Source organism: Pseudomonas fluorescens, assembly GCF_002837185.1.
Classification (GTDB): Bacteria; Pseudomonadota; Gammaproteobacteria; order Pseudomonadales; family Pseudomonadaceae; genus Aquipseudomonas; species Aquipseudomonas fluorescens_AM.
Genome location: NZ_KZ478001.1, coordinates 1 through 26041, shown reverse-complemented (window position 1 = coordinate 26041; position 26041 = coordinate 1). Strand labels below are relative to the sequence as shown.

The window sequence follows — 26041 nt, the reverse complement described above, 5'->3', positions numbered from 1 at the left end:
GCTCTCTGAGCCGACCACCATTGCAAGCCACTTATCCCGGTGACTGGCTACTCGCTGCACTGCTCGAACACCGTACTCAAGGAATTACAATGAGCCGAGGCAAAGAGTTCTTCCAGGGAATGACGAAGACGCAACTGAAAGAGATGATCCAGGGGAAGATCGCAGAGGTCGATTTCGGTCAAGAGTTTGAGTCCTCCATCATCGCCGACCTAATTCATCAGAAACATTACCACTGTGCAGCGCAAGATCTGCGCCCTACCCGCTTTCGAAAGCTACCCCGCCCAGGAGCGGTTTACGATTTCCAAGGCTACTTTCCGGGTCATGGCTGGCACGGAGTCTCATGGACGCAGTGCATCAACCCTCGAGACGAAATGGCTTGGTTGGATCGCGCACTCCGGGATGCTGCGCATCCTACAATTTCTAGCTACAGAGCGACGCATCCTGTATGTGAACGATGCAAGAACAATCCGTCTACCGAAGTTGACCATGTGTCCCCCGAGTTCAAGGTTATGGTCGCCCAGATCATTCAGACGCTCAGCACTTCCCAGATTGAGGAAATATTTTCCCGCTTTGACTGGCTGGACAAAGAGCCGTTCTCTTTGCCGCCAGGACACCCTGCGTTACAGCTCCTCCATGATGCTCACCAGACCGCAACTCTCCAAGCGTTGTGCAAACCGTGCCATGTACTCAATGGTAACGAGCGCCGGCGCCGAACAATTTAGATGCACGCTATATGACAGAGAAAATACCTCGCGGGATAATTCTCAGCCCCGACACTGCTGGCAAACGAGCATGGAGAAGGGCTTCGCAGAGTATAATTCGTATGTCTCGCTGCTGCGAATTTGAGACCCAGCATATCTCATGAAATCGCCCTCTCCGCAGCAATCAGCGTAGGAAATTCGTGACGACATGACCAATGTTCTGAGGCTAGCCAAGAACGACCACGGCAGAGACTTCGTGGTCGGTGACATCCATTTTAAGACTATCGATCTTCACAAAGGTCTTTACGCGCTCGGCTTCGACAAGGAGGTTGATAGGGTCGTAGCGGTAGGTGATCTGATTGATCGTGGCCCCGGCGTTCTGGATGGTTTAAAGCTACTCGGTGAGCCTTGGTTTTATACAATCCAAGGCAATCACGAATGGATGCTGATAGACGCGTATCGGCGAGACCCTAGTGCCCGATATGCCTCACAGGGAGCTGGCTGGTGGTCGACGATCGCTGATGAATCAAAGCCGATGATTATTGAAAGACTTGAAAGCCTCCCTCTAGCGATCGAGATCGAAACCGCGAAAGGACTTGTGGGGGTCGTGCATGCAGATGTTCCCACTGGCATGGCGTGGAGTGATTTTGTCGGAAGCCTGGATAACGCTCAAATTGCAGAGATCGCACTGTGGGGGCGTGAGCGCATCATCAAGCACTATCGCGAGGGCGTTAAAGGCATTTGGAGGATATGCGTCGGACACACTTGGATACCCTCCCCTCTGCGCCTCGGAAATGTACTGGCGCTTGATTGCACCGGTGGCGGTGATGGCCCGTTGGCGATCTATTGCGTACAGGAAGACAAGATTTATGTCGACGGGCGCTCGACATCACTTGATGCAGTTGAACTCGTAACAGATCAGTTGCAGAGGCTCGAGCACGCCTTGGCCAACCTCAGCAAAACACTTCACGAGAACAAACTCATTGAGTCCCAAGGTTTAAGTCTTGAGGCCGAGACCCTGATCAAACAAGCACGGTCGACCTGGCTGCCACTCATGGCCGAAATAAGCGAGTCTCAGAAATTTGTTAACGCACTGCATGGGGTTAGCTTGCTCACCGCGGATCGCAAAACCGCGAAATTTGAAGAGCTGAAAGCTAGGTATGCTGAGACGCAACTCGGAGATCTGTTAAACCGATTGTCGAGCTTTTAAAAAGGTTTTCGAAGGCCGAATTTCGCCCCCCTCAGCGCTCATATAAGTCAATGATCACATAGGGCTATGCGTTCCTGGGCGTAGTCAACTGATCGAGCTAAATCTGCTCGGGACAACACAGAACAATCAGGAACGACTACGGCGACTCAAGGCGTGCGTCAGCAACAGCTCACTCCCTTATTGACCCGTAAGCCAGGCAACAGTAGCATCCGGCCAAGCGACTACCTGAATCGCGCGGTCGGCACGCAAAGGCGTTGTCACAGGTGATACACCCTCCATATCCACGCATTCGACAGTCGTCATTCGCGGGCAGCCGACACCGCTAACGACCGGAGTTTGCGATGATCCTTCCCGTTTTCCCTGTTGATCTTGAACGTCACACAGGTCTGAAGAAAGCCGCTCGCGTTCTCTTCAAAACCTGGCCCGGCTTGAAGCCCATCAATCACTCCCAAGCACTAAGTATTCTCGCCAAAGGTCTTGGCTATAAAAGCTACCATCACGCCAAAGAACTGTCGTCGTCCTGGCCTGACGCCCGCCCCGGCATCGAGATCAACGCGGTCGAGTGGAACATCTCGCAAGCAATGACTGCTGAACTTCAAGCTCCAGGTAACCCTAAAGTGGGCATCAACCTAGGCAATCTCCTTGCGTACATTCAGACGCTCCCCTTGCACCATCTGAAGATCTTCAAGATCTACCCAGAGTTATTGGATGGGCGGAATTCGTTTCCGCTCCTCCCACACGATGCACAGTCACCGTTTGGAAAATTTCAACATAGCCCGATCTTCCCCCTTGAGGACGGTTGGCAGATCTTCGACAACGATTAGAGTGATCAGCCGGTGACCCTGAGGGCATGACATTCACAGTGTCTGAGGAATGCTCACCCTTTTTAGAGAGGCGGCTGATACGCGGCGCACTTGAAAGCGAGGTAGAAGCCAAGCTCCAAACCGGCGAAGTAGACGTCACAACAACCTACGTGCCCCGCCCATGCGTTTTCAGAGCAGCAGCATCTCCAGCGAGGGTCTCCACGTATTTTTCTAGTGGAAACATCGTCCGTATTGCTGGGATCGCGTAGCTGCTTTTTTGGCAAGCGGAGCGCGCAGGCCTAAAGCCGAAGGCGTGAGGATGGACGCCCGAAGGGTCGAGACTCGGCACGAGGCTCGGTTCACGACAGCCAGCCCGCAGGGCACGCCACTAAATGCTGGCATTAGACGACAGAGATACCCTGATTCCCGGGCGAAGGGGCGTACAAAAACGTGCCCTAAGGGCCACACTTTTCGGCTTTGATATCGATCTCCCCCATCGCTCCGAGATAGATCCTGCGACATGGCAACTCTGTAAGAAGCCCTAGCTCAATGAGCATTGCGGGAATGCCTTCAAGTAGATCATCCACTTCTAACCTCTTCATGCCCCCATGAGTCCTCTCCGAAACAAACGCATCAAGATCGAAACCATGGACGGCAATGAATGGCCCCTCACGGTTATACGACTCAAAGACCCCTGAGGCCAAAGTAAGAACGTCTCCCTTCTTGACGATCATGACCTGCCCTCAGGATCAGTTTGGACAGGGAGATGTATCGTCGATAGCCCGACGAAAAATCACTGCAGAAGCCGAGGTGTTGGGTGGAGCGTTCGGGAGAGGCGCAAGAACTCACGCAAGCTTGAACGACCATTGCCGCGCTGAAACGTGGCCAGCACATAGCGCGAATTCTCGGTCGTCATCACCCAGAAGCGCCCTTCGCGCTCGACTTTCAACACATCAGAAGTCCTGATCAGATGACCATCACCAAACCGACCATATTGGTCTTTACGCTTGTGGCCGAAGACCACACCGATGCCTGCACGTGCCTTAATTGAAACTCCACACAGATAGGCCGTTACCGGTAAATCGAAGCCTTGGGCCTCAGCCTTAATAATTCGTGTGAGATCGAAATCAGTATGGCGTTTCCCATGAAAATTGACGTCTAACGTGTCGAGCATGATTGCGCTCCAGTTGTAGTTCGTAGGGCGTTATCAAGAATTGCGCACGCCACCAGACGCGCTGGTATCGTGCGGGAATCTTGGTAATTTCAGACTGATCGAATCATGCTCGAGAGGAAGATTGGGCGAAGGTCTGTCAGCGAATCGATTTGAAAGCCTGGACGGTGCGAGTTGTGGTAGACAGCCCCTCCCTCAACCTCTATCAGACAAACCTCAAAATCACTGTCGTAGCCTACAGTCACTTTGGTTACGCGCTCCAATCCCCATCCTGCACGCATGTTCATCCATGCCGGCGTCATAACCTGAACATCAGTTATCTCTTGTTCAGCGCTCTGGGTAACGAGCATTTTTTGCAGCCTATGCTCACCCTCAATCATGTGAGTAAGTTCAGTGCTTCGCCCCTGCTCGCTCACGCGGACGGTGAGGTGGTACCAGTGAGTTCTGAGAATTCGTGACACGCTATGCCAATGCGCAAGCCCTTCACCAAAGATCCCCGGGACGCCGATAAGATCTGAGTTTTGTGTTCTGAACATGGGATGTCCTTTGCTTTGCAGAGCTCATATAGAACGGAAATTAGAAAAAGGAAAAAATGGTCTTGAGACTGGCAGTTTGCTCATGCCCCGCACCCATCAGGACGTAAATCGTATTCTTGGTTTCGAACATGATGCCGTCGTCGAAAGCAGTACACATGCTAGAACGCACCCAATCGCCAGGTTGAAAGCGAGCTCGCGAGTCCACTACCACCTTGTGGGCAAACAGTATGAGCGGTAGGTGATCAGCGGCATGAACACGCGTGAGCTCTGCAGGCGTGAGATCAGCTCGAAAGATTGTCCACTCCTCCACCAAGCAATAAGCCTTGGGTGGCGCACGTACAGCCAGCGTTGCAACAATTTCCTCCACCGAAGCTGAAGAGCCCTGTCGGGGTTCACTGCCTCCCAGGAAAAGCTCACTCTGGACTGGGCCGGTCAAGCTAACGCTCCATCATGGTTATGCATCAATTGACAGCGAGGACGAAGGCACGGTGATACGAAAAGCAGGGAAAAGGCAAAATCAACATACGGATCACTATATATATTTGTATGTTTATTGGCAAACGCGGCATACCGTCTCTTTTTGAAGAGTCGCCAAGATGTCACTGCGCCGCCCTTACGCAGCCGTACTCCAACTACTTCGCAGATCCAAAGGGTTGCACCAGCACGCGATCGCCAGCGAGGTTGCCCAGTCGTTTGTCAGCAACCTTGAGGCGTCGAAAACCACAGCCACCGTGGACTCCACGAAAGCCCTGGCTGACGCCCTACATGTGAATGCTGCAACTTTCTTCGGCTTAGTCATAGCAGCCAGTCAACACCAGACTCCTCGCGAGGTGATGCTTTCAGCCATCGCTGAAATGGAAGCACTGGGGTTGGCGGATACCGTTCTTCCTGCAGAACCTCAGAAGCTCGAAGCGCCAGTTGCGGCAGAAGCTCGGGAGAGGAAGGATCAGGTTCAGCGATTGAAAGCTCAGGGCTATAGTCGTGCCGAAGCTGCACGCGAGCTCGGCTACGCGTGGACGACGATCAACAGGCTGTGGCTATCGGAGAAGCCAGCGGGTGAGGAATGACGAAGAGGAAATGCGGGGAGCGACTTGCCAATTGAGGCCATGCCATGGTCGTGGCTGCTGGAATAGTTAAATAGAATCACCTGTCTGCTCGGCAGACATCCAGTTGGCGGGTTGGTAATGCGGTTAGCCTTAATTGTCCAACTCCACGAACACGCCATGGGTAACGGGACGCCGACCTGCTCCCTTCAACTTCGCCAAGATAGGACTGCTTCTGCGCCATACTGTTTCCTCCATTCGCGAAGGATCCTAAGGTTGCCCGCTTTGCTGTAGACCACCTCGCCTGTGTGCGGGTTGGTATATGCTTTGAGGCGTTTCGTGCGATTCTTGGTTCCTACAGTCACTGCTGGTGCCGGGGTGTGAAGGCGCAGACGCGAAATTGGATCAAGCAAGCACACGGCGTCTCGCACGCTGCGCCCGTACTCGTCCAAAATCTTCACGAATTTTTCAGCACACTCCACCAGTTCGAGCGTCACTCCTGACTCCGGTAGTTTTCCAAAAAACTCCAGATAACACTCAATTTCAGTTGAGCCTTTTTTCGGTTGGCTATTGTTCGCCATAACACCCCCTGATGGAAAAGAAAGTAACTACCTAATCAGCGCCCAAGAGCTAATTTCGCCTGCATAGCCGAGACCTCCTTCTGAAGCGCCTGGAGTTGCTCCGTTAACGCTAAATTTTCTGTTGAGGAATCTCTGATGTTATATTTGAGTCGCTGCATTTTATCCTCAATATCATCTAGCTGACCTAAATTCAAGATAGCCCTATCAACATCCGTCCACAGGTTGATCATGTCTAAAGCGGCATCAAAATACGTCCATATTGAAGAACCTAGACCATGGCCCGTCTTCTTCCTGATCCGCTCTTCTAGACTCTTAATAACGGGTGGCGAAAGCAAAGCCCGTGTAGGCTTTTTATCACTCAAGACCTCTTTCAGGTGCAGTAATATTTCCATAGTTATAAACCGGTGTCTGAACATTGATAGACAAGCCCGAACATCGGACAAACCGGCCCGTTTAACCACTCGACTGAAATCACGAGTCAAGGAAGCTGCGCTAAGGCCGTTTCCATCCTCTGTCAAAAGCATGACACCCCCGATGGAATTAGCACACCCCGCAGCAACCAACGATTGAACGTACTCTTCACGAGCAGATAGATAGTGGCAAACTGTCAGAGCGGCGTCTGGTGATATTTTGAAAGGCCGTAGAGTAAGCCCATCTGAACGTCTTTTCCTAGTCGGTATGTAGAGCAACTTAGATTTTAGCACATTCAGGTTATCAGACAAAGGCATGGAGCACAGTTCATCAGGGCGCAACCCTGTTCGCCTAAACATCCAAACAGTGAAGCTCCGTCTTTCAAACAAGTATTTTTGGAAAGCATTAACTGCGCCTGAGCTAGGCCGAAATTTATGCCTCGTCACCCCAGGATAGTAGTCTGGCTCAGATTCCAAAAAAATCTGGTCTTCAATAGCAGAAATGGAGGACTGTGGCATGGGATGCTTGGAGTGAAGATCAGTGTTTGGCGCCAAGTGCGACTCATGTTCATAACCTATTCTTCCAAAGCGAGCTTTCACAGACTTCACTGTAATGTTTGGTGATTGAGCGATATCTCCAATAGCTTGCTTGAAGTCACGAGGACTGCCGACATCTCGAAGCCATACATAGAACAATATGATAGCATCAATAACGGCATTTACTTGATTGTTTTGTTTTTGCCGTTCACCATTTGAACGCCGCTCTTTAGCCACTACCCCTACTAACTTGTAGAGGTCAGCATCAGAAAAATCAATAATATCGATCTTAAAATCATAACAATAACGTATGAGCGGCGTAATGTTGACACAATATTGTTTAACTGTTTGACCGGTTGTAGAACTCGACAAGTCAGACAGCCAAAAATTCACAAATGAGCAAGGCTTTCCATTTGGCCAAGTCATTATTGCGAAGGAAGGCTTCAGTTTCGGCACAGCTCGCCCAACCCTTGGCAACAAACAGTTGACATATTCATGGTAAAGTTTATTCATACCCCCTCCTAAACGACTTTAAGTTCAGGTGAAAAAGGCTCTGGGGTTGCGGAGACTATTTTAAAATATGTTGCGGATGACTTCTGCAAAGCCCGTTCAATACGCTTATAATCGAGCATTTGATCTGCGGATCGATCCAAAACACCCTGTATGTCTCGGCGTAGAGCCAAGTAAGCTTCCGAACATAAATTACCATGCCAAAGCACATTCCTATAATGCTCCTTCCAATCAGCGACAGTGAGCGCCTTCTTCTCAAGCGGCGAGGGTTTCATATCTTTCACAGATTCGTAGCAGGCCGCCCTCATCTCTAGGAAATACTGTAGATTACTTCCATAGGGGTGCGCCCTAAACTCTTTGAGGCCCGCTTTCGTTAACACGCTCTTTACAGTATTGTATGAAATCGGAGAAAACTCATCGCTGACATCTAAAGCGCAGAAACCCTTGGCCGTTCTCAAAGCCGAAGACTCTGTCTCGTTCAACAGGAGCCCCTCATCTAGAACTCGATGAAGCCATTGCAATCTGCGCCTCACGTTTTCAAGCTTATTCATTAACAATCTCCTTTGCTATTAGTAACAAGTCAATCATCATCCCATCCGCACCTGGAACCTCAATCGGCACCACCTCAAAATCTCCTGACGCAAGCATCATTTTGAGATACGATTTAAACTTGGCACCAGGAAGGCTCGAAACTTTGTTGACATTGAAGTGCGCCTTAACCTTGCCATACAGTTTCGCCAGGTCACCAGATTGCTCGATCGAACCATTCAACTCCAAGTCTAGAATTTTTTCTTCGACATACTCAGCTTCCCACTCTGACAATTCCCTGCCATCAACGTTAGCGTCTGTATAGGCTTGCATGTGACTTGCGTCCTTATGGGCAGCCATCCACGCCCCACACTCCCAACCGTGGAGTCGGTCGTCCCAGTTCAACATTAGAAGATGGAATTTTCTGAGCTCATGAATGCGAAAGTAGTGACGACGACCATGCGCATCAAGAGGAAAGTTAATATATTCACAAAGCCAATCCATGCACCTGTTGATCCTTTTTCTCGGTGCACCATTCACCGGAGGGCTGAATCCCTCTAGACTCGGAAAATAGAAAAGCCGAGTTGGACGCGCATCGTCACCATAGAAAAACCTAGCGGTGAAATCGCCGAGCTTTTGCAAAATGGTGATAGCCTTGTATGTAAGGTAAGGAATAGGACGAAGCGCTTCGTCTAATAATCCTAAGTCACCAGATTTTTCAACAGGAACCTTAAGGAAGCACCCACCAGACTTATCGTCTCGGAGTACGCAGTCGTATTCGATCATCCCCAATTCACCGTCTCGCATCGGCTTCATTACTGCAATTGCGTATGCGCATGCGCCGATTAAGATATAGAGAGCCTGCGTTAGGCTAAGGCTCCCTTTTTTTGGCTGCCGTTCGCCGCTTAGATGCGGCGCTATTAACCCTAGCGATTTCACCAAACCGAAGCCGACGGGGACATGTTGCTCCTTCATACCCAATTTACAGATTTGTGCCGTGAAGGCCTCTTGCTTCAATTTGAACCTAGCACCATATGCGAGATCTACAAAATCGATATCAACAATAGCTCGATCCACAAGGTGATTGGCTATGACATCCACTAAAGCATCGCCATATTCTGAAATCCATAAAGCTGCCTCATTCAATGAGGCTAGTGCTTGTGACAATGGAACCAGTTTTTGATGCACCCCAGGCGCTAATTCTGGCTCAAGCTCTTTTATCAGCTCACCACGCCTGAAAGTCAGAGACGGCATTTCAATTCCAGGCATAGAACCGCCGGCGAAAAACTGCTGACAGTTGTTGACATGTTGATTCATCGCAGCCCGAGTAGGGCGCACTATGTCCATATCAAGCAATAGATTTTTGGCGTTAGGATGTTTTGTGCGCTGCGCGCCCGGGATAAGAACCTTGCTCATATTCTCCTGATGCTCAAAAAAACGCAGAAAACTTCGTACTTCGCGGCCATCCAGAACCCGCATAGTACAACCTATTTGTTCACACAAATAAGTCCGAGAAATGATTCTTTGATCCGTTTTATCACGTTTAATGTAACAGCCATCGTTTTCCAACGACTCCACTATTCGATGCAATACGCTTGCCTTTACGTCTGGAAGCATATCCACTTCGGAGGGATCAGGATCAACTCCAAACGCGAGCTTGTACATGGCGATATAGCTACGCTGAATAATTTTAAGCGCGCGCACCCACCCACCCTGCGAAAGTTCCTCCATGAGAAGCTTGACATCATCTTTTTCGACAAGACCAAAACCTACTTCTGTAGGCTTAAAGCTTTCCTTTCGAAGATACAACCATGAAGTAAAGTTAAAGCCCCAGCTACATGCATATGCCCAACGAGCAGGAGCTACAGCAGAGCCCACCCAACCGCAACGAAGCGCGAAAGCCCACTTCTGGAGTGCATCGAGACATTTTGCGTTGTCAACATCCATTAAGGTTGAGTAATCAGGCAGCATCCGATTAAAATCAATATTGCAGGTATGATGCCAATGACCATCATAGAATTCTTTATCGCCATTCTTGGTTTTCCAAAGCGCCGAACTGAAGCTACCCTCTAAAAGCCAATCGGCACCACTGGCGGAAGGAAAGTCGGGAGGAAAAAAGATAGCTCGAGCCTCTGCGAGCATTTCTTCAACTTCTTGTTCAGAGATTTGACCCGCAGAATATTTCATCTTAAGAATCCCTAATCAGCGGGTTTTTGACTTTGGCCTCGAACACCGAAACGTATTCTCGAGACTTCTTCCAAATAGCTTTGAGCTGCGCCCGAGAGCCTCCGGAAATCAACTCAGCGATAGCTGAATCAACGTTATCTAGCTCGACAGATTGAACAGCTGCATAGATCAAATCATAAAGATCGTAGAGTTTCGTAGCGAGGTCATCATTCCCCAGGTAACCCGCGCTTGAACCCGCCCGCACAAAAACCTCGAGGGCCGCTACTGATTCAGGAGATAACGATATGTAGGCCTCGCCCTCCGGAACGGCGGCCAGACCAGAATCATCTGAACTTGCGTACGCTTTATGAAACGCCTTCGCAAGCGGACTTCCTGGGTGCCCCGTCGAGAGCAATTCGAGCACCAGATTCTTTAGGCCTTCTTGATCATAAAAATCCGAAACTGACAGCTGCCAAGGAGATCCAGCAGTAGCTAGGACTATCAATTTTTGCTGAAACCTTCGAGCCACGCGAATCAACATCCGACGGTAAACCCAGTCAGGAATATAATTTTCAAGAACTACCTGGATGGAATTCCCCATCGATGCAGCCATTGCAGCTAAGGATCCAGTTCGGAGCCAGACGAGAATGCCTTGAGTGTTTCTGACCTTTGATAGCTGAAAATTGTGGCTATCAAAACCCGCCTGCTCAAGCTCCTTGCTCATCTTTGCCAATACGCTAGGTTTATGACGAGAATTAAAATAAGTGCCGACCCGGCCAACATGGCCAAAACCATGTTGAGAGCCGACGAGAAAGAGCTTCCTAGAAATATCTGGCTGGTCACATTTAGCTTTTTCCCTAAGGCGGCTAGTAAGGCGTTCCACATCAAAAAACATCTCAGAAGCTATCGGTGACAGAAGCCCGCCCTTCCTAGCCTTAGCACGCTCCTTTGGTATTGTGAACTCGATGAGTTTGGTATGTGCTCCAACACTTTCGAACCATAGTGCCTCAGAAACGATTGAGATAAGTGTTTTGCCATTGCTGTCGTAGGCATCTGCCCGCTCAATTGACTCGGGGTTGAACCTAGGCTGCTCGTGAATCAAGATGGAGGTAGCGGCAGCGCAATCTCGAGTAGTTAATACTCCAAGAGCTCTACATAACGTATTGGTTGCATCATCCTTCGCACCCAACTCCTTCCTCAAGCCCTCATAGAACAATATAGGCGTTCGGGAGTTCCCCATTAAGCTCCGTAGAAATGGTAATTCCCTCGCTTCAGATAAACCAAGGCGCGTAAATTGTCCAGTTTCAAAGAAGTGATACTCTATCGCTCCCAGGAAATAGGCTAATCCTTCGCGCGTCCCAGGGTAAGCGATATGATTCTTCCAACTATGGGAACCGTCTTGCCACTGCGAATCTTCCATAGCAACCAATAAATCAGACCGACTTACTGATCTTCGGAGAATCTCGCCTGCCTCATGACAGCGCAGCATTTCATCCCAGTACGCTCTAGATACTTGAAACACGGTATCCGAGGCAGACTGAAGGAGCGCTTGCATGGCGCCAAAAAAGTCTTCATCATTTTTTGAGTAGTTCAAATCACATAGATAGGACTTAGGAATTGTCACATCCGAAATCCCTACAGGCGATATAGGCACGTAACTCTCACCCAATACTTCAGCTGCGCTGGGATCGCTTCTTTTTTTACTATTAGTTCCAGCCTTACCAGGAAGATTCATGGCTGGCACTAAACCGATGAGCATCAAACTCTCAAAGACTCTTTTAACTCCAGACCAACGAGTTCTGCTGGATTCTACTGAACGAGACCCCTTTCCTTCAAGAATTTGAGCTGCATAAATATTATAAATCGCAAGAGGCCATTCTTCACTTACGGGCCATTTGCCTGGAGACTTAGTTAACTTCCTAAAGATCTCAGCCAAAGAATGCATGAAGAACTTTATGAAGGATATGCTCATGCCGTTGCACAGAGAAGTCATGGCATCGGCGACCTTCTCAAGCTGTTCCTTGTCCATCCCCGGAACAAATCTCATCTGAGCTGAGCCGACCTTGCTCCTGGCGCGTTGCGAAGGCCAAGAGAATTTGATCGCAATTTTGGTGATCTCGACGCGCATGACGGCACTCGGAATGGACATATCGTCCTAACCGTAGCCTGCGAATAAACGGTGTCAAATCTCCAAGATCATAAAATTATCAAGCTACTGATTTGTATGCAGATATTTTTGATCCTTGAGACCCTGTCTGGAAAAAGCAGTTCAAGCCGCCGAACACGCCCAGCAACACGATCACCAGCGGCAGGTTGCCGCCACGGCTGATCAGGTAAGGCTTGAGCACGTTGTCGACACCGCTGATGATGAAGGTGCCCCATACGCCAAGGAACACTGCATAGGTGTAGTCGCCCTTCCACGCCAGCCAGGCCGTGGCCGGGATCCACACCAGCGGCGGGCCCATGGGAATCAGGCTGAGCAGGAACGTCACGCCGCCCAGCAGCAGCGCACCGGGCACCCCGGCGATCAGGAAACCGATCAGCGCCAGCACGGCCTGGGCCGCAGCCGTGCCGATCACGCCGTTGACCACCCGTTGCACCGTCCCCGCCACCAGTTCGATGTAGTAACTGGCACGGTCGCCGATCAGGCGTTCAAGCAGCCGATGCACGAACATCGCCAGGCGCGGTCCGTCGCGGTAGAAAAAGAACACAAAGACCAGGCTCAAGGTCAGTTCGAGGATACCGCCGCCAATCTGCGCACTGCGCGCCAGCAACCAGTTGCCGACCTGGCCGAGGTACGGCTTGATGCTGAGCATCAGCGCCGCGCCCTGTTGGTCGATGCTGTCCCATGTCGCCACCAGCCGTTCACCGATAACCGGGATCGAGCCCAGCCAGGTGGGCGCATTGGGCAGGCCGTCGACCTGGATATCCTTGATCAGCACGACAGCATCGCGTACATGGTCCGCCAGGTTGAACCCCAGCCACACCAGCGGCAGCGCCACCAGCAACATCCAGCCCAAGGTCAGGATACCGGCTGCCAGCGACTCACGGCCACCCAGCCCACGTGTCAGCAGGACCATCAGCGGCCAGCTCGCGAACGCCAGCACCGCGCCCCAGAACAGCGCCGACCAGAACGGCGCCATGACCCAGAAGCTGGCACCAAACAGCACCAGTAGCAGGATTTGCACCAGCAGGCGATCGTTATTGGGCATCGGGTATCTCGAAAAGAGTCGGCAGAAGACAGCTTAGGCGAACAGCGCGGGTCCGTTCGCCCAGTGACGTTAGCGTATCAGACGCACGTGCAGGCCCTCGGCGTCACCCGGGCTGTTTTCCAGGCGTGCGGCGCGCACACCATTGTCGATCAGCCCCTGACGCCAGGCTTCGGCGTTGGGACCGGACAGGCTGACACGCAAGGTGGTGTCGAGGTTCAGCCCCCTGGAGATCAACGTAAGCCACGTGTCGTCTGGCTCGGCGCCGAGCGCGGGGAAGTCCAGTTCACCGGTACTTTTCAACTCACGCAACAGCGTTGCCGAGGTGGGCAGAAGATTCCCCAGCGGCGTGCTGGCGTCCATCTGCTCGACATGCAGATAGGCGCGGCGATTGCCCCGGGTGATGCCGTACAGCGCCACCAGCGCGTTGTCCTGCGGGGCCGCCAGACGCAGAAGCAGATATTCCTGCTGGCCATCGGCCCCTACCAGCTTGGCGTTGCCGAACACTTCGTTGGCCCACAGGCTGCTTTCGCCACAGTCGCGGGCCTGGCACCAGAACAGCAACTGCGCGCCCTTGGCCTGCAGGGCTTCGCGGGTGGCGGTAAAGGCGGCGCTGGAGCTGTGTTCGGCAGGCAGCTCGTAGGTGATCGCCGTGGTTTGACCGCGTGCCGTGGCCTGGCCTTCGGAACGCAATTGGCCGCTGATCTTGCGGATCGCGCCCATGGGGTAGATGCGTTCGCGGTCTTCAGCGGGGCGATAGTCGACGATCTGCGCGTCCACCTGGCGGGCAATGGCCGGTAAGTCCTGGCTTCCCGGCACATCGGCGGCGAACACGAGCGGGCTGAAACAGCACAGCCCAAGGGCACGTAAACATCCTTTACCCAGGCTCATCGGATCACTGAGCCGTGGCCATGGAGGGTCGCAGCGGTTTGAAGATGGTGCATGGTTGACTCCCTTTCAATCCGCCCAGCCTCGGCAGTTGACCGCGCCAAGTCAAGGCGCGGAGAAGAACCGATTGAAACAGTCTGCAACAAGAACCGCACCGGGTTCGTCATTCAGGTGCAAATGATGACCACCCGGCAGCGTCGTCACGGTAAAGGGCAGCCGTGAAAGCAATTCAGGATGTTTCGCCACCATGCCCTCAGCCGCCACCACCAACTGCGTAGGGCAGCTCACTCGTCGTACGAAAGCCATGGCCTGTTCGTCGGTCAGGCGCATCGGTGATGCCAGGGTCAGGCGACTGTCGCTGCGCCAGGTATAGCCACCCGGCACCGGCATCAAACCGCGCTGGGCCAGCAGTTCTGCGGCTTCGCGGCTGACCGCGACCACGCCATGCATGCGCGCCTCGACCGCCCGGTCCAGGCTGGCGTACACCGGCTTGCGCTTGTCTTGCAGGCTCAATTGCGCCTGCAAGGCCATGCCCAGCCGCTCGGCTGCGTTCTCGCCGTCGGCAGTCGGCGGGATCACCCCGTCGATCAATCCAAGATGCGTCACGCGCTCCGGTAACGCCCCGGCGAGCACCAGGGAGACGATGGCGCCCAGGGAATGGCCAAGTAATGCAAAACGTTGCCAACCCAGTTGTTCGGCCACGTGCAATACATCGTGCACGTAATCCCACAAGGCATAACCGGCTCCCGGCGGACGATGCGCCGAGTGCCCGTGGCCGGCCATATCCAGGGCGACAATGCGCACACCCTGCAGCTTGGGCGCCAGGCGCGCAAAACTGTTGGCGTTGTCCAGCCAGCCATGCAGGGCAATGACCGGCAAACCATCTTCAGGTCCAAATAGATGCGCGGCCAGCTCGATATGCGGCAGGCTCAGGCGTACTTCTTCCACGGGCGTGCTCATGCGCAGCTGCGCTCACGGGCCTGCCAGCGGGAAAACACACTCTTGATCAACGTGGCGGTGTCCTGGGGTCGCTCAAGGGGAAACATATGGCCGCCGGGCATGGTGAGCATTTCACCCATGGGCAGGCGACCGACGCCGCTGGCATGATGGCGCATCACCACACGGCTCTGACGGCCGCGCACCACCGCCAGTGGCACTTTCAACTGGCGCACCTGGCCGGGGCTGGTGTGAGGCACGCCTCGATAGATGCTGATTTCGGTCGCCGGGTCGAAACGCAAGCGCAGACGGTCGCCCACTTGCAGCAGGCCATGTTGCAGATACGCCTCAAAGCACTCGGCGTCGAAACCCCGAAACAGGGTCTTGCCGGCGAAGTAAGCGCGCGCGGCGTCCAGGTCGCTGAATTCCTCACGGCGGCCCAGGGTGCGTCCGGCCGGGGTCAGGCGGTCGATGAAGCCAAAGCGTTTGGCGGCGCGAATCACCCAGCGATCCGCGCGGGTCAGCACCGGAGAGTCCAGCATCACCACGCCACGGTACAGTTGCGGGCAGCGCATCGCGGCATGCAAATGCAACACGCCGCCCAGGGAATGGCCGACGCCCCATACCGGCTCCGGTTGCTGCTGCAGATGATGGATCAGTTCATCCACCAGGTTCTGCCAGTTATCGTCCACCGGAAACCTGGGATCATGGCCGTGCTGCGGCAGATGCGCCACTGCATACTCGGGGGCCAGGGCGTCGAACAACTTGCCATAGGTGGCCGACGGAAAGCCATTGGCGTGGGCGAAAAACACGTGCTGCGACATACCGGCTCGCTCTACAGAAACAGACCTCGATTGTCACCATGCCCGGCCCTTACGGCAATGACCGTAACCGCCAGGAATGATGACACTCACGCCATGCCTATCGCGCCGGTGGCTGCTCGCCCAGCGGCACCACGGCCACGGTCAGGCGCGAAACGCAACTGGCCTTGCCCTCGTCATTGGTCAGGCGGATGTCCCACACTTGGGTCGTGCGGCCAATATGGATGGCCTTGGCCACCGCCGTTACTCGGCCGCTGCGCACGCCGCGCAGGTGATTGGCGTTGACCTCCAGGCCCACGCAATAGAATTTGCTGGCATCGACGCACAGGTAGGCCGCCACGGAGCCTACGCTTTCGGCCAGCACCACGGAGGCGCCGCCATGCAACAGGCCGTAGGGCTGATGGGTACGGTGGTCGACCACCATGCTGGCGGTGAGGGATTGCTCGTCGAAGCTTTCGAAGCGAATGTCCAGCAATTCACCGATGGTGTTTTTCTGACTCGCGTTGAGTTGTTCGATATTCGGTTGCGTGCGCCACAGGCTCATAGGGGTGTCCTTATTGGTTTTATTACGACCCTAATCCTGCCACAAATCAGAGAGCGCACACACAACCTGTCGATATCGACTACGGATTTTTTACGCTGACCAGGCTCATCAGCCCGGCCAGCGGGAAATCCCCTTCCAGCTCCGCCAGGCTGGCGGTGTGCATCGGCTCTGGCTGGCGCTGATGACCATGCTGCGCAACGCTGATCAGGCTACCCACCAACGGCTGATGGCTGACCAGCAGCACATTGTCATCGGTCTCGAGCTGTTCCAACACCTGCAACGGGTTGCCCTCCGGCGTCAGCCACGGCACCGTGCGAATGTCCGGCTCGAAGCCCAGCGCCTCGCGCACCAGGTGCGCCGTCTGCTGCGCCCGCACATAGGGGCTGGCGATGATGGCGCTGAGCGGCTGGCCGATCAGGTGCGCAGCGCTGCGCAACACGTCGGCCCTGCCGTGCGCGGTCAGGTTGCGCTCGGCGTCGGTGCGAGCGTGTGCCTCGGCTTCACCGTGGCGCAAGATCCACAGCTTCATAGCTTGGGCTCTTCATCACGCACCGGGTGCGGTGCCGGCGGCACGCTGTGAGCGGCTTCGCCTTCCGGTGCACGCGGGGTTGGCCAATCGGCAAACGGCCAGGGTTTTTGCTCGGTGTGGAAGCTGCCGAAGCGACCGATCTGCGCCAGGAACTGGCTGAGGCTGTCGCCGAAGTTCATCAGGCCCAGGTTCGGCGCGCCGTAGATCAGTCGGTAAATCAGTTGCACAATCACCAACGCGCCGAGCAGGAACTGCGCCACCTGCCACACCAGGGCAAACACCAGCATCCACAGGATGCGCAGCACAATGGACTCATACTTGGGGGCTGCTTTCGAATCGTTCATGCCGCGTTCCTCAGTTGAAACCGCTGGTGGAAATAAAATCGACATCGGTTTTCGGCTCGGCGCGCATCAGCAGCTCGATGACCTGGCTCAAGGTGCGTCCTTCAAACAGGATCGCGTGCAGCCCGGCAACCAGCGGCATATACACACCGACTTCCTGGGCCTTGGCTTTCAGCACTTTGAGGGTGTTGACCCCTTCGGCCACTTCGCCCAGGCGTGTCACCGCCTCTTCCAGGCTCAAACCCTGGCCCAGCGCGAAACCGACTTGATAGTTACGGCTTTTGGGCGACGAGCAGGTAACGATCAGGTCGCCGACGCCCGCCAGGCCCAGGAACGTCATCGGGTTGGCGCCCTGATTCACCGCGAACCGGGTCATTTCAGCCAGGGCGCGGGTAATCAGCATGCTCTTGGTGTTTTCGCCCATCCCCAGGGCCACGGCCATGCCAGCGATGATGGCATAGACGTTCTTCAACGCACCGCCCAGCTCGACGCCGAAGCGATCACCACTGGCGTAAACGCGAAAGGTGCGGCCATGCAGCACCGCCTGGACGCGCTCGCACAGCTGCTCGTCTTCACTGGCGATCACCGTGGCGGTCAGCGCATGCTCGGCCACTTCCCGCGCCAGGTTCGGCCCGGACAGCACGCCGATGCGCGCCTGGGGTGCGATCTCGTCGAGGATTTCGCTCATCAGCTTGAACGTCTGCGCCTCGATACCCTTGGTCAGGCTGACCAGCAGCTTGCCCGCCAGACGTTCGGCGTGGGGCGCCAGCACCGAGCGCAAGGCGCTTGAGGGCAGCGCGACAAAGCACAGGTCGCAGTCGGCAAGGGTTGCCAGCAGATCGGTAACGGGCTCGACCGCCGGATGAATCTTGATGCCTTTAAGGTAACGCGGGTTTTCCCGGTGCACGCGAATGGCCTCGGCCTGCTCGGGATCACGCATCCACTGACGCACCGCGTGGCCATTTTCAGCCAGCAGGTTAGCCACGGCGGTACCAAAACTTCCGCCTCCCAGGACCGCAATAGGGCGCTGTTCAGTCATATGCAATCCGTTAATCCATACCAGTGGCGATGGCGGCATTATACGGGGCGACCCGCTTGCGGCCAGCCCCCGCGTGAATTCGTGCGCTTGTCGGAAAATGCCACACTTGAGTGAAGTAATTGCAAGTCTCACGACTGGCAAAATGCCCGACCTCAGTTAACATGGGCGGCTATCCGCAATTATCAAGGCCGTGCCGTGTATCCGGGCCCTCCTCTCCGCTCATCCCTGCAATTGATGCTGCCCTTGGTGCTCGCGTGCAGCGCCAGTGCGTCGGCTGACGACCTGTTCCTCGACAGCCAACCGCTGCCGCAGGTGTTGACCGCCACCCGCCTCAAGCAATCGGCCGCCGCCGTCCCCGGCAGCATGACCGTGATCGACAGCGAGCTGATCAAGGCCAGCGGCGCGCGCGACATTGCCGAGCTGTTACGCCTGGTGCCCGGGATGATGGTCGGCTACACCACCGGCAATCAGGCGGCGGTGAACTACCACGGCAGCAGCGCCAGCGATGCGCGGCGCATGCAGGTATTGATCGACGGGCGCTCGGTGTATCGCGCAGGCCTGGCCACGGTGGACTGGAGCGATATTCCGGTCGCCATGGAAGACATTGAGCGTATCGAGGTGTTTCGGGGACCCAACACCGTCAGCTACGGCGCCAATGCGCTGATGGCGGTGGTCAATATCCTCACCCGCTCACCGGCCAACAGCCAGGGCACGCGGGTAAAGGTCATCCAGGGTGAACGCGGGATCAACGATGTCTATGCCAGCCAGGGCGTGGGCTGGGAAACCGGCGATCTGCGCCTGTCGCTGTCAGGACAGCAAGACGATGGTTTTGACCGCGATGCCGTCGGCGCCGACCGCCGCGACAGCCGCCGCCTCAGCCGTTTCAGCCTGGCCGTCAGCCAGACGTTGAATGCGCAACAGAGCATCGACTGGCAACTGGATGCCAAGGAGGGGACCAATCAGCGCCCCTACACCTACGCTCCGGTATTCGCCGGGATTACCGAGGGCGGTACCAATTCCGACGTCACCGCCAAGGACTACGCAGGTTCGATGCGCTGGAACTTCGACATCAACCCCGATCACAGCCTGTATATCCAGGGGTCGGCCCAGCAATGGGACCGTCGGCAGATCTGGAAAGCCTGTGACGCCAAGGTCTCGTTCAGCCCGGAATTGACCCGGCTGTGGCAACTCAACCCCAACTACGCCGAACAGCTGGCGCGGCACATGGATAAATTCAGCCAAGGCAGCGCCCCGCCCGGCAGCGCCGCCGAACAGGCGTTGGGCAACCAGGTACTGGACCAGTGGCGCAACGGCGCCAACCAGAGCGTGTGCGGCGATATCGACCAAAGTGCCAGGGAGAGCCGCTACGACGTGGAGCTGCAAGACACCCTCAGCCTCTCCGACAGCCTGCGCCTGGTCAGCGGGATGAATTACCGCTACGACCGCGCCGACTCCGACACCTACTTCAACGGCACGCTGGACGACACCACCTGGCGCCTGTTCGGCCACCTGGAATGGCGGGCCAGCGAACACTGGCTGCTGCAAGGCGGCGCGATGTACGAAGACACCCACTTGAGCGGCAACTCACTGACGCCTCGCGTGGCGGTCAACTATCTGATCAACCCGCGCCACGGCCTGCGGGCGGTGTACTCCGAGGCGATCCGTTCGCCGGATATGTTCGAGAACAACGTCAACTGGAGCTACCGCGTCACCAACCTCAGCTCGCCGGTCTACGGGCAGAATTCCGGGCAATATTTTGTGGTGACACGCGGCCCCGGCAATCTTGATAAAGAGTTGATGCGCTCGCGCGAACTGGGCTACAACGGCTTCTTTGCCGACCTCGGGTTGAATGTCGACGTGAAGCTCTTCTACGACGAAATCACCGACATGATCAGTTCGCCGCTGCGCAACAACCAATACATCGCCAGCAACGCCAACAGCTCGCGCTTTACCGGTGCCGAATCACAGTTCGACTGGCGCGTCAGCGACGCCGACCGCCTGCGCCTGACCTATGCTTACGTCGATGCGAGCGCCAGCAACCCACTGGACAAGGCGCAGACCGCACGCAACAGCGGCTCGGCCGGCTGGTTGCGTGAATGGGGCCACGGTTGGTCGAGCGCCTTGTTCTATTACGGTGACGACGCACTCAACGAGTATCGCTTCGAACGGGTCGACCTGCGGGTGGCCAAGCGCATTGCACTGGGCAACACCAACGTGGAGCTGGCCGGCATGCTGCAACAACGCCTCGACAATCAGCCGACCACCTGGCCCGACAACCATTACGACCATCGCCATGTGCTCTACTTCAGCGCGCAGCTAGAGTTCTGACATGGGCGATCAGTCACGGATGACCCTCCCTCTTGTTTCACGGCTGTGGCGGCGCGGCTTGCTGCTCGCGTGCCTGCTGTTCACCCCCACCGTGTGGAGCGCCGATATCCTGCTGACCGCCGCCGAGGACAGTGCCGGTGTCCAGGGATTTACCCAGGCCCTCGCCCGGCAGCGCCCCGAAGACCATGTCGTCTTCACCCTGCTTGAAGATTTGCCGGCGCCGAGCCAGTTGCCCGCCACTACCCGCCTGATCCTGCTGGACCTGCCCGGCCTCGACTGGCGCTTGCAGGATACCCAGGGGCCACCGACCCTGGTGCTGCGCATCAGCCGCCTGCAAGCTCACCAGCGCCTGGGCAGCGCGCACCCGGCCAGAATCAGCCTGCTGTGGAGCGACCCGCCGCTGGCGCGCCAGCTGCGCCTGATCGCCAGCATCTTGCCCCAGGCCCGACGGATCGGCGTGCTTTACGGCGCCGACAGCGAATTCCTGCTGCCTGAGCTTGACCGGTACGCCGCGCCACTGGGCCTGGAAATCGTGCCCCAACGCTGGGACAACACCAACGACAGCCGCACCCTGCAAACCCTGTTCAAGAACAGTGACGTGCTGCTGGGCCTGGACGACCCGCAACTGTACAACCCCAAAACCGCCAAGAACCTGTTGCTCAGCAGCTATGCCCAGCAATTGCCGCTGATAGGGCCCAATGCCGGGTTTGTCCGGGCCGGCAGCCTGGCCAGCACCTATAGCGACCAGCCCGACTGGCTCGCTGTACTCGATCGCCTGCTGGACCACCCGCCGGCCACCTGGCCGCGCACGCTTTACCCGCAACACTTCAAAGTGGTGGGCAACCCGCAAGTCGCACGCTCACTGGGCACCGAACAGGTCGACGAAGCTGCCGTCGCCGCCCGCCTGGCCGAAGGAGATGAACGCCCATGACCTTGCGCCGTCGCTGGGACATTAACACCCGCACCCAACTCATCACCCTGGGGCCTGCACTGCTGCTGACCTTGCTGTTGATCAGCTTCTTTACCTTCGTGCGTATCCAGGACTTGCGCCAGGAGCTGGACCACACCGGCCAGTTGATCGCCAACCAACTGGCGCCTGCCACCGAGTATGGCGTTATTTCCGGCAACAACGATGTGCTCGACGCCTTGCTGCGCGCGACGCTGGCCACGCCCCACGTGCGTTTCCTGGAGATTCAGGACAGCGCCGAGAACATTCTGGTGTATGTCGAGCAGCCGTCGGAGAAGCACGACCGGTCGCTGTCGGTGAAAGTGTTCCAGGCACCGATCCGCTTGCAGCATATCCAGCTGGGCAATGACTTTTTCCAGGACAACCTCAACGAACCCAAGGCGCCGCGAGCGGACTACCTGGGCCGAGTGATTGTCGGTATGTCCAACGACGCGTTCAGCCAGCGTCAGCAGGAAATCCTGTTCAAGGCCGGCATTCTGGCGCTGTTCGCGCTGCTGTTTACCTTTCTCCTGGCGCGACGCCTGGCCGCCAGCCTGTCGCAGCCGATCAGCGCCATGGGCCACGCGGTGAAGGCCATCCAGCAGGGCGACTACAAGACGCCGCTGCCGATTGTCGACGACTCCGAACTGGGCGACCTGGCACGGCACATCAACAACCTGGCCGCAGGCCTCAATCAGGCCAGCCGTGAGCAGCAGCAGGCCATGGCCCAGTTGATCCAGACCCGCGAAGAAGCCGAGCGCGCGAATAATGCCAAATCGGAATTCCTGGCGATGATGAGCCATGAACTGCGCACGCCGATGAATGGTGTGCTGGGCATGCTGCAACTGCTGGAAACCACCGAGATGACCGAAGAGCAGGCCGAATACGCGGCGCTGGCTTCCGAGTCCACCGAGCACCTGCTCAAGGTGATCAACGACATCCTCGACTTCTCGCGCATCGAACGGGCCGCGCTGGAGCTGGAACATATTGCCTTCAACCTGGCCGACCTGATCAGCAGCTGCGCCCAAGCGTTCCAGCACAGTGCGCAGCAGCGCGGGCTGGCCCTGGAGCTGTCGATTCCGCCGGGCATGGAGGCTCTGCGGGTGTGCGGTGACCCGACCCGTATCCGGCAGATCCTGGTGAATCTGATCGGCAACGCCTTGAAGTTCACCGAGCACGGGACCGTGCATGTGGAGCCCCACTGGCAAACCCTGGACCATGAACTGGTGTGGTTCACCTGCACCGTGCGCGACAGCGGTATCGGCATTTGCGCCGAGCGCCTGGAATTGATGTTCGATGCGTTCCAGCAGGCCGACAGCTCTATTTCAAGACGTTACGGAGGCACCGGACTCGGCCTGCCGATCGCCCGCACCCTGGCCGAACGCATGGGTGGCACCCTGCGCGCCCAAAGCGAAGAAGGCCGGGGCTCGGTATTCACCCTGGAAATTCCGCTGGCCATCGATCAGCAAAGCCTGCCTGCCATCGCCCCGGACACCGTAGGCAAAACCAGCGCTGGCGCCGGGCGGCATATACTGCTGGTGGAAGACAACCCGGTTAACCGTACGGTGGTCGAAGCCATGCTGCGCAGCCTGGGTTTCGAAGTCAGCCTGGCCACCGATGGCGCCGAGGCGATCCGCAGCGCCGAAAGCCTGATCTTCACCGCGATCCTGATGGACTGCCGCCTGCCATTGATCGACGGCTACGAGGCCACTCGGCAAATTCGCCGACTGCCGGGCTGCGCCGATTTACCGATTATCGCCTTGACAGCCAACGCTTTGCAGGGCGACCGCGAAGCCTGTCTGGCTGCCGGAATGAACGATTACCTGGCCAAACCGTTCAAACGCACGGATTTGCAGCAAATCCTCCAGCGCTGGGTGCACTAGCTGTCGTGGCTAAGCCAAGTCCGACTGGCGTGGAGGACGAAAGTGCGGCAGTCTTAGGCACCCGAACGGGCCGATAAACAGGTCCGGTTTAACATTTCAGTGAACAAGTGTACATTGAGTACCTTGACGCTGTGACTTTCACTACAACGCAATAGTCTATGTGTAGGCTGCCGCTATGAGGCATGAACGCTTCATTCGGTTCGGGAAGATTTGCCCTACCCTGCCGCATGGGATTATTGAGGAGCTCGCATGACCAAACAAAACGCCTTTACTCGGGAAGACCTGCTGCGCTGCAGTCGCGGTGAGCTGTTCGGCCCAGGTAACGCGCAACTGCCCGCCCCGAACATGCTGATGGTGGATCGCATCACCCATATCAGCGAAGAAGGTGGCAAGTACGGCAAAGGTGAATTGGTCGCCGAGCTGGATATCACCCCTGACCTGTGGTTCTTTGCCTGCCACTTCGAAGGCGATCCGGTGATGCCGGGCTGCCTGGGCCTTGACGCCATGTGGCAACTGGTCGGCTTCTACCTGGGCTGGCAAGGCCTGCCGGGCCGCGGTCGCGCCCTGGGCTCGGGCGAAGTGAAGTTCTTTGGCCAGGTCTTGCCGACCGCCAAGAAAGTCACCTACAACATTCAAATCAAGCGCGTCCTCAAGGGCAAGCTGAACCTGGCCATCGCCGACGGTTCGGTGACTGTCGACGGTCGCGAGATCTATACTGCCGAAGGCCTTCGGGTCGGCGTATTCACTTCCACTGACAACTTTTAAGGGTTATCCGCATGCGCCGCGTCGTTATCACTGGTCTGGGCATTGTTTCTTGCCTGGGCAATGACAAAGAGACCGTCACCGCTAACCTGCGTGCAAGTCGCCCTGGCATCCGCTTCAACCCGGAATATGCCGAAATGGGTCTGCGTAGCCAGGTTTCCGGCTCCATCGACCTGCCCCTCGAAGAACTGATCGATCGCAAGATCTATCGCTTCGTCGGCCACGCTGCCGCCTATGCCTACCTGGCCATGAAAGACGCAATCGCCGACGCCGGCCTGAGCGATGATCAGGTGTCGAACGTACGTACCGGCCTGATCGCCGGCTCCGGCGGCGCATCTACCCTGAACCAGATGGAAGCGCTGGACATCCTGCGCGAAAAAGGCGTGAAACGCGTCGGCCCGTACCGTGTAACGCGGACCATGGGCAGCACAGTTTCAGCCTGCCTGGCCACGCCGTTCGCCATCAAGGGCGTGAATTACTCGATCTCCTCTGCGTGCGCCACCAGCGCCCACTGCATCGGAACTGCCGTTGAGCAGATCCAGCTGGGCAAGCAGGACATCGTATTCGCCGGCGGCGGTGAAGAAGAACATTGGAGCCAGTCGTTCCTGTTCGACGCCATGGGCGCGCTGTCCACCCAGTACAATGAAACCCCGGAGAAGGCCTCCCGCGCCTACGACGCCAAGCGTGACGGTTTCGTCATCGCCGGCGGTGGCGGCATGGTGGTGGTCGAGGAGCTGGAACACGCTCTGGCCCGTGGCGCGAAGATCTACGCGGAAATCGTCGGCTACGGCGCGACGTCCGACGGCTACGACATGGTTGCGCCAAGCGGTGAAGGCGCCATCCGTTGCATGCAGATGGCCATGTCCACCGTGGATACCCCGATCGACTACCTGAACACCCACGGCACGTCGACTCCGGTCGGCGACGCCAAGGAAATGGAAGGCGTGCGTGCGGTATTCGGTGACAACGCGCCGAAAATCAGCTCCACCAAGAGCCTGTCGGGTCACTCCCTGGGCGCCGCCGGCGTTCACGAAGCGATCTACTGCCTGCTGATGATGGAAGGCAACTTCATGGCCGGCTCGGCCAACATCGACGAGATCGACCCGGTCGTCGCCGATATGCCGATCCTGACCAAGACCGTTGAAGATGTGAAAATCGACACCGTGATGAGCAACAGCTTCGGCTTTGGTGGCACCAACGCCACCCTGGTGCTGAAACGCTGGCAGGGCAAGTAAGTCCTACAGGTTGATCACATGAAAAAGCCCCGACTGGTTCGGGGCTTTTTTATGGGCAACTGAATAAGACCGCATCACCTGCATCGGGGGCAAGTGAGTCGCCCCTCTCACATTTGACCCAGTTGGCCCAAAGAATGCGGTCGAATGTGGGAGGGGGCTTGCCCCCGATGGCGGCCTCCGGGCCGACCAGGATGCTGGATCAGACCGAGTACATATCCGTTTCTGCGGTAACGGCTGCTATGGGTTCCGCTTTTACAGCGGGTCACTTTTGGAAAAGAGCCCCAAAAGTAACCAAAAAGGCTCTTGCCCCACCACTCGGCACCTCGCCTAGGCTCGGTGTGCCCGAACGCAGGCTTGAATCCGTGGGCCGCCGCAATGGGCCAT

Annotated in this window: 26 protein-coding genes; 9 read left to right on the top strand and 17 right to left on the bottom strand. The window is 56.4% G+C overall.

The window, feature by feature from the left end; genetic code table 11:
* The first annotated feature begins 89 nt into the window (after positions 1-89).
* The 3 genes from CIB54_RS16690 (at position 90) to CIB54_RS16680 (ending at position 2735) form a co-directional block, all read left to right on the top strand.
* Complete coding sequence (locus CIB54_RS16690; protein WP_068933355.1) at positions 90-722, top strand: hypothetical protein; 633 nt, start codon at positions 90-92, stop codon at positions 720-722.
* 187 nt (positions 723-909) lie between these two features.
* Positions 910-1911 carry a metallophosphoesterase gene (locus tag CIB54_RS16685; protein ID WP_101220328.1) on the top strand — a complete coding sequence of 334 codons (1002 nt, stop codon included), beginning with the start codon at positions 910-912 and terminating at the stop codon, positions 1909-1911.
* 341 nt (positions 1912-2252) lie between these two features.
* On the top strand, positions 2253-2735 hold the full coding sequence (locus CIB54_RS16680) for a hypothetical protein (RefSeq protein WP_053479753.1): 483 nt from the start codon (positions 2253-2255) through the stop codon (positions 2733-2735).
* A gap of 434 nt (positions 2736-3169) precedes the next feature.
* Here CIB54_RS16680 and CIB54_RS16675 read toward each other — a convergent pair whose 3' ends face one another.
* The 4 genes from CIB54_RS16675 to CIB54_RS16660 form a co-directional block, all read right to left on the bottom strand.
* Entirely contained in the window at positions 3170-3448 is a 279-nt protein-coding gene (locus CIB54_RS16675; protein WP_053479754.1) for a hypothetical protein, read from the bottom strand.
* Positions 3449-3507: 59 nt separating this feature from the next.
* On the bottom strand, positions 3508-3888 hold the full coding sequence (locus CIB54_RS16670; protein WP_053479755.1) for a hypothetical protein: 381 nt from the start codon (positions 3886-3888) through the stop codon (positions 3508-3510).
* Positions 3889-3977: 89 nt separating this feature from the next.
* The gene (locus CIB54_RS16665; protein WP_101220327.1) at positions 3978-4421 is read right to left on the bottom strand and encodes a hypothetical protein; all 444 of its coding nucleotides are present in this window, start codon (positions 4419-4421) and stop codon (positions 3978-3980) included.
* Positions 4422-4461: 40 nt separating this feature from the next.
* A complete protein-coding gene (locus CIB54_RS16660) occupies positions 4462-4857 on the bottom strand; it encodes a DUF6957 family protein (protein WP_007245848.1) in 396 nt (131 codons plus the stop codon).
* Between the two features lie 160 nt (positions 4858-5017).
* Between CIB54_RS16660 and CIB54_RS16655 the strand changes: the two genes are divergently transcribed.
* Positions 5018-5488, top strand: a complete 471-nt coding sequence (locus CIB54_RS16655; RefSeq protein WP_101220326.1) for a helix-turn-helix domain-containing protein — start codon at positions 5018-5020, stop codon at positions 5486-5488.
* 185 nt (positions 5489-5673) lie between these two features.
* Here the strand turns inward: CIB54_RS16655 and CIB54_RS27315 are convergent, their stop codons facing one another.
* The 13 genes from CIB54_RS27315 to CIB54_RS16590 form a co-directional block, all read right to left on the bottom strand.
* On the bottom strand, positions 5674-6045 hold the full coding sequence (locus tag CIB54_RS27315; RefSeq protein WP_122671745.1) for a transcriptional regulator: 372 nt from the start codon (positions 6043-6045) through the stop codon (positions 5674-5676).
* 35 nt (positions 6046-6080) lie between these two features.
* Positions 6081-7505 carry a site-specific integrase gene (locus CIB54_RS27310; RefSeq protein ID WP_157829725.1) on the bottom strand — a complete coding sequence of 475 codons (1425 nt, stop codon included), beginning with the start codon at positions 7503-7505 and terminating at the stop codon, positions 6081-6083.
* 8 nt (positions 7506-7513) lie between these two features.
* A complete protein-coding gene (locus tag CIB54_RS16645; RefSeq protein WP_101220324.1) occupies positions 7514-8053 on the bottom strand; it encodes a hypothetical protein in 540 nt (179 codons plus the stop codon).
* Positions 8046-10217 (bottom strand): hypothetical protein, encoded by a 2172-nt coding sequence (locus CIB54_RS27305; protein ID WP_122671748.1) that lies wholly within the window; start codon positions 10215-10217, stop codon positions 8046-8048. The genes CIB54_RS16645 and CIB54_RS27305 overlap by 8 nt, the downstream gene beginning before the upstream one ends.
* A 1-nt stretch (position 10218) precedes the next feature.
* Positions 10219-12324 carry a hypothetical protein gene (locus tag CIB54_RS16630; protein ID WP_157829724.1) on the bottom strand — a complete coding sequence of 702 codons (2106 nt, stop codon included), beginning with the start codon at positions 12322-12324 and terminating at the stop codon, positions 10219-10221.
* A 79-nt stretch (positions 12325-12403) separates the two neighbouring features.
* Positions 12404-13408: an AI-2E family transporter gene (locus CIB54_RS16625; protein ID WP_232790562.1), complete on the bottom strand. Its 1005-nt coding sequence runs from the start codon at positions 13406-13408 to the stop codon at positions 12404-12406.
* A gap of 69 nt (positions 13409-13477) precedes the next feature.
* A complete protein-coding gene (locus CIB54_RS16620) occupies positions 13478-14296 on the bottom strand; it encodes a DUF4892 domain-containing protein (protein ID WP_101220320.1) in 819 nt (272 codons plus the stop codon).
* 102 nt (positions 14297-14398) lie between these two features.
* On the bottom strand, positions 14399-15253 hold the full coding sequence (locus CIB54_RS16615; RefSeq protein ID WP_065949110.1) for an alpha/beta hydrolase: 855 nt from the start codon (positions 15251-15253) through the stop codon (positions 14399-14401).
* Positions 15250-16053, bottom strand: coding sequence for an alpha/beta fold hydrolase (locus CIB54_RS16610; RefSeq protein ID WP_065949111.1), 804 nt, complete (start codon positions 16051-16053; stop codon positions 15250-15252). Before CIB54_RS16610 ends, CIB54_RS16615 begins: the two co-directional genes overlap by 4 nt.
* A 97-nt stretch (positions 16054-16150) precedes the next feature.
* Positions 16151-16594, bottom strand: coding sequence for a hotdog fold thioesterase (locus tag CIB54_RS16605; RefSeq protein ID WP_065949112.1), 444 nt, complete (start codon positions 16592-16594; stop codon positions 16151-16153).
* 79 nt (positions 16595-16673) lie between these two features.
* Positions 16674-17123 (bottom strand): phosphohistidine phosphatase SixA, encoded by a 450-nt coding sequence (sixA, locus tag CIB54_RS16600; protein ID WP_065949113.1) that lies wholly within the window; start codon positions 17121-17123, stop codon positions 16674-16676.
* Positions 17120-17467 carry a DUF4389 domain-containing protein gene (locus CIB54_RS16595; RefSeq protein ID WP_065896341.1) on the bottom strand — a complete coding sequence of 116 codons (348 nt, stop codon included), beginning with the start codon at positions 17465-17467 and terminating at the stop codon, positions 17120-17122. Before CIB54_RS16595 ends, sixA begins: the two co-directional genes overlap by 4 nt.
* A gap of 10 nt (positions 17468-17477) precedes the next feature.
* The gene (locus CIB54_RS16590; protein ID WP_065949114.1) at positions 17478-18503 is read right to left on the bottom strand and encodes an NAD(P)H-dependent glycerol-3-phosphate dehydrogenase; all 1026 of its coding nucleotides are present in this window, start codon (positions 18501-18503) and stop codon (positions 17478-17480) included.
* Positions 18504-18698: 195 nt separating this feature from the next.
* Here CIB54_RS16590 and CIB54_RS16585 point away from each other — a divergent pair, with 195 nt between their 5' ends.
* The 5 genes from CIB54_RS16585 (at position 18699) to fabB (ending at position 25657) form a co-directional block, all read left to right on the top strand.
* The gene (locus CIB54_RS16585; protein ID WP_101220319.1) at positions 18699-20831 is read left to right on the top strand and encodes a TonB-dependent receptor plug domain-containing protein; all 2133 of its coding nucleotides are present in this window, start codon (positions 18699-18701) and stop codon (positions 20829-20831) included.
* A 1-nt stretch (position 20832) separates the two neighbouring features.
* Positions 20833-21762 carry an ABC transporter substrate-binding protein gene (locus CIB54_RS16580; RefSeq protein WP_101220318.1) on the top strand — a complete coding sequence of 310 codons (930 nt, stop codon included), beginning with the start codon at positions 20833-20835 and terminating at the stop codon, positions 21760-21762.
* Positions 21759-23660 (top strand): ATP-binding protein, encoded by a 1902-nt coding sequence (locus CIB54_RS16575; protein ID WP_065949117.1) that lies wholly within the window; start codon positions 21759-21761, stop codon positions 23658-23660. Before CIB54_RS16580 ends, CIB54_RS16575 begins: the two co-directional genes overlap by 4 nt.
* Positions 23661-23909: 249 nt before the next feature.
* Positions 23910-24425, top strand: coding sequence for a 3-hydroxyacyl-[acyl-carrier-protein] dehydratase FabA (gene fabA, locus CIB54_RS16570; RefSeq protein ID WP_003210552.1), 516 nt, complete (start codon positions 23910-23912; stop codon positions 24423-24425).
* An 11-nt stretch (positions 24426-24436) separates the two neighbouring features.
* Positions 24437-25657, top strand: coding sequence for a beta-ketoacyl-ACP synthase I (gene fabB, locus CIB54_RS16565; protein ID WP_065949118.1), 1221 nt, complete (start codon positions 24437-24439; stop codon positions 25655-25657).
* The last annotated feature ends 384 nt before the right edge of the window (positions 25658-26041 follow it).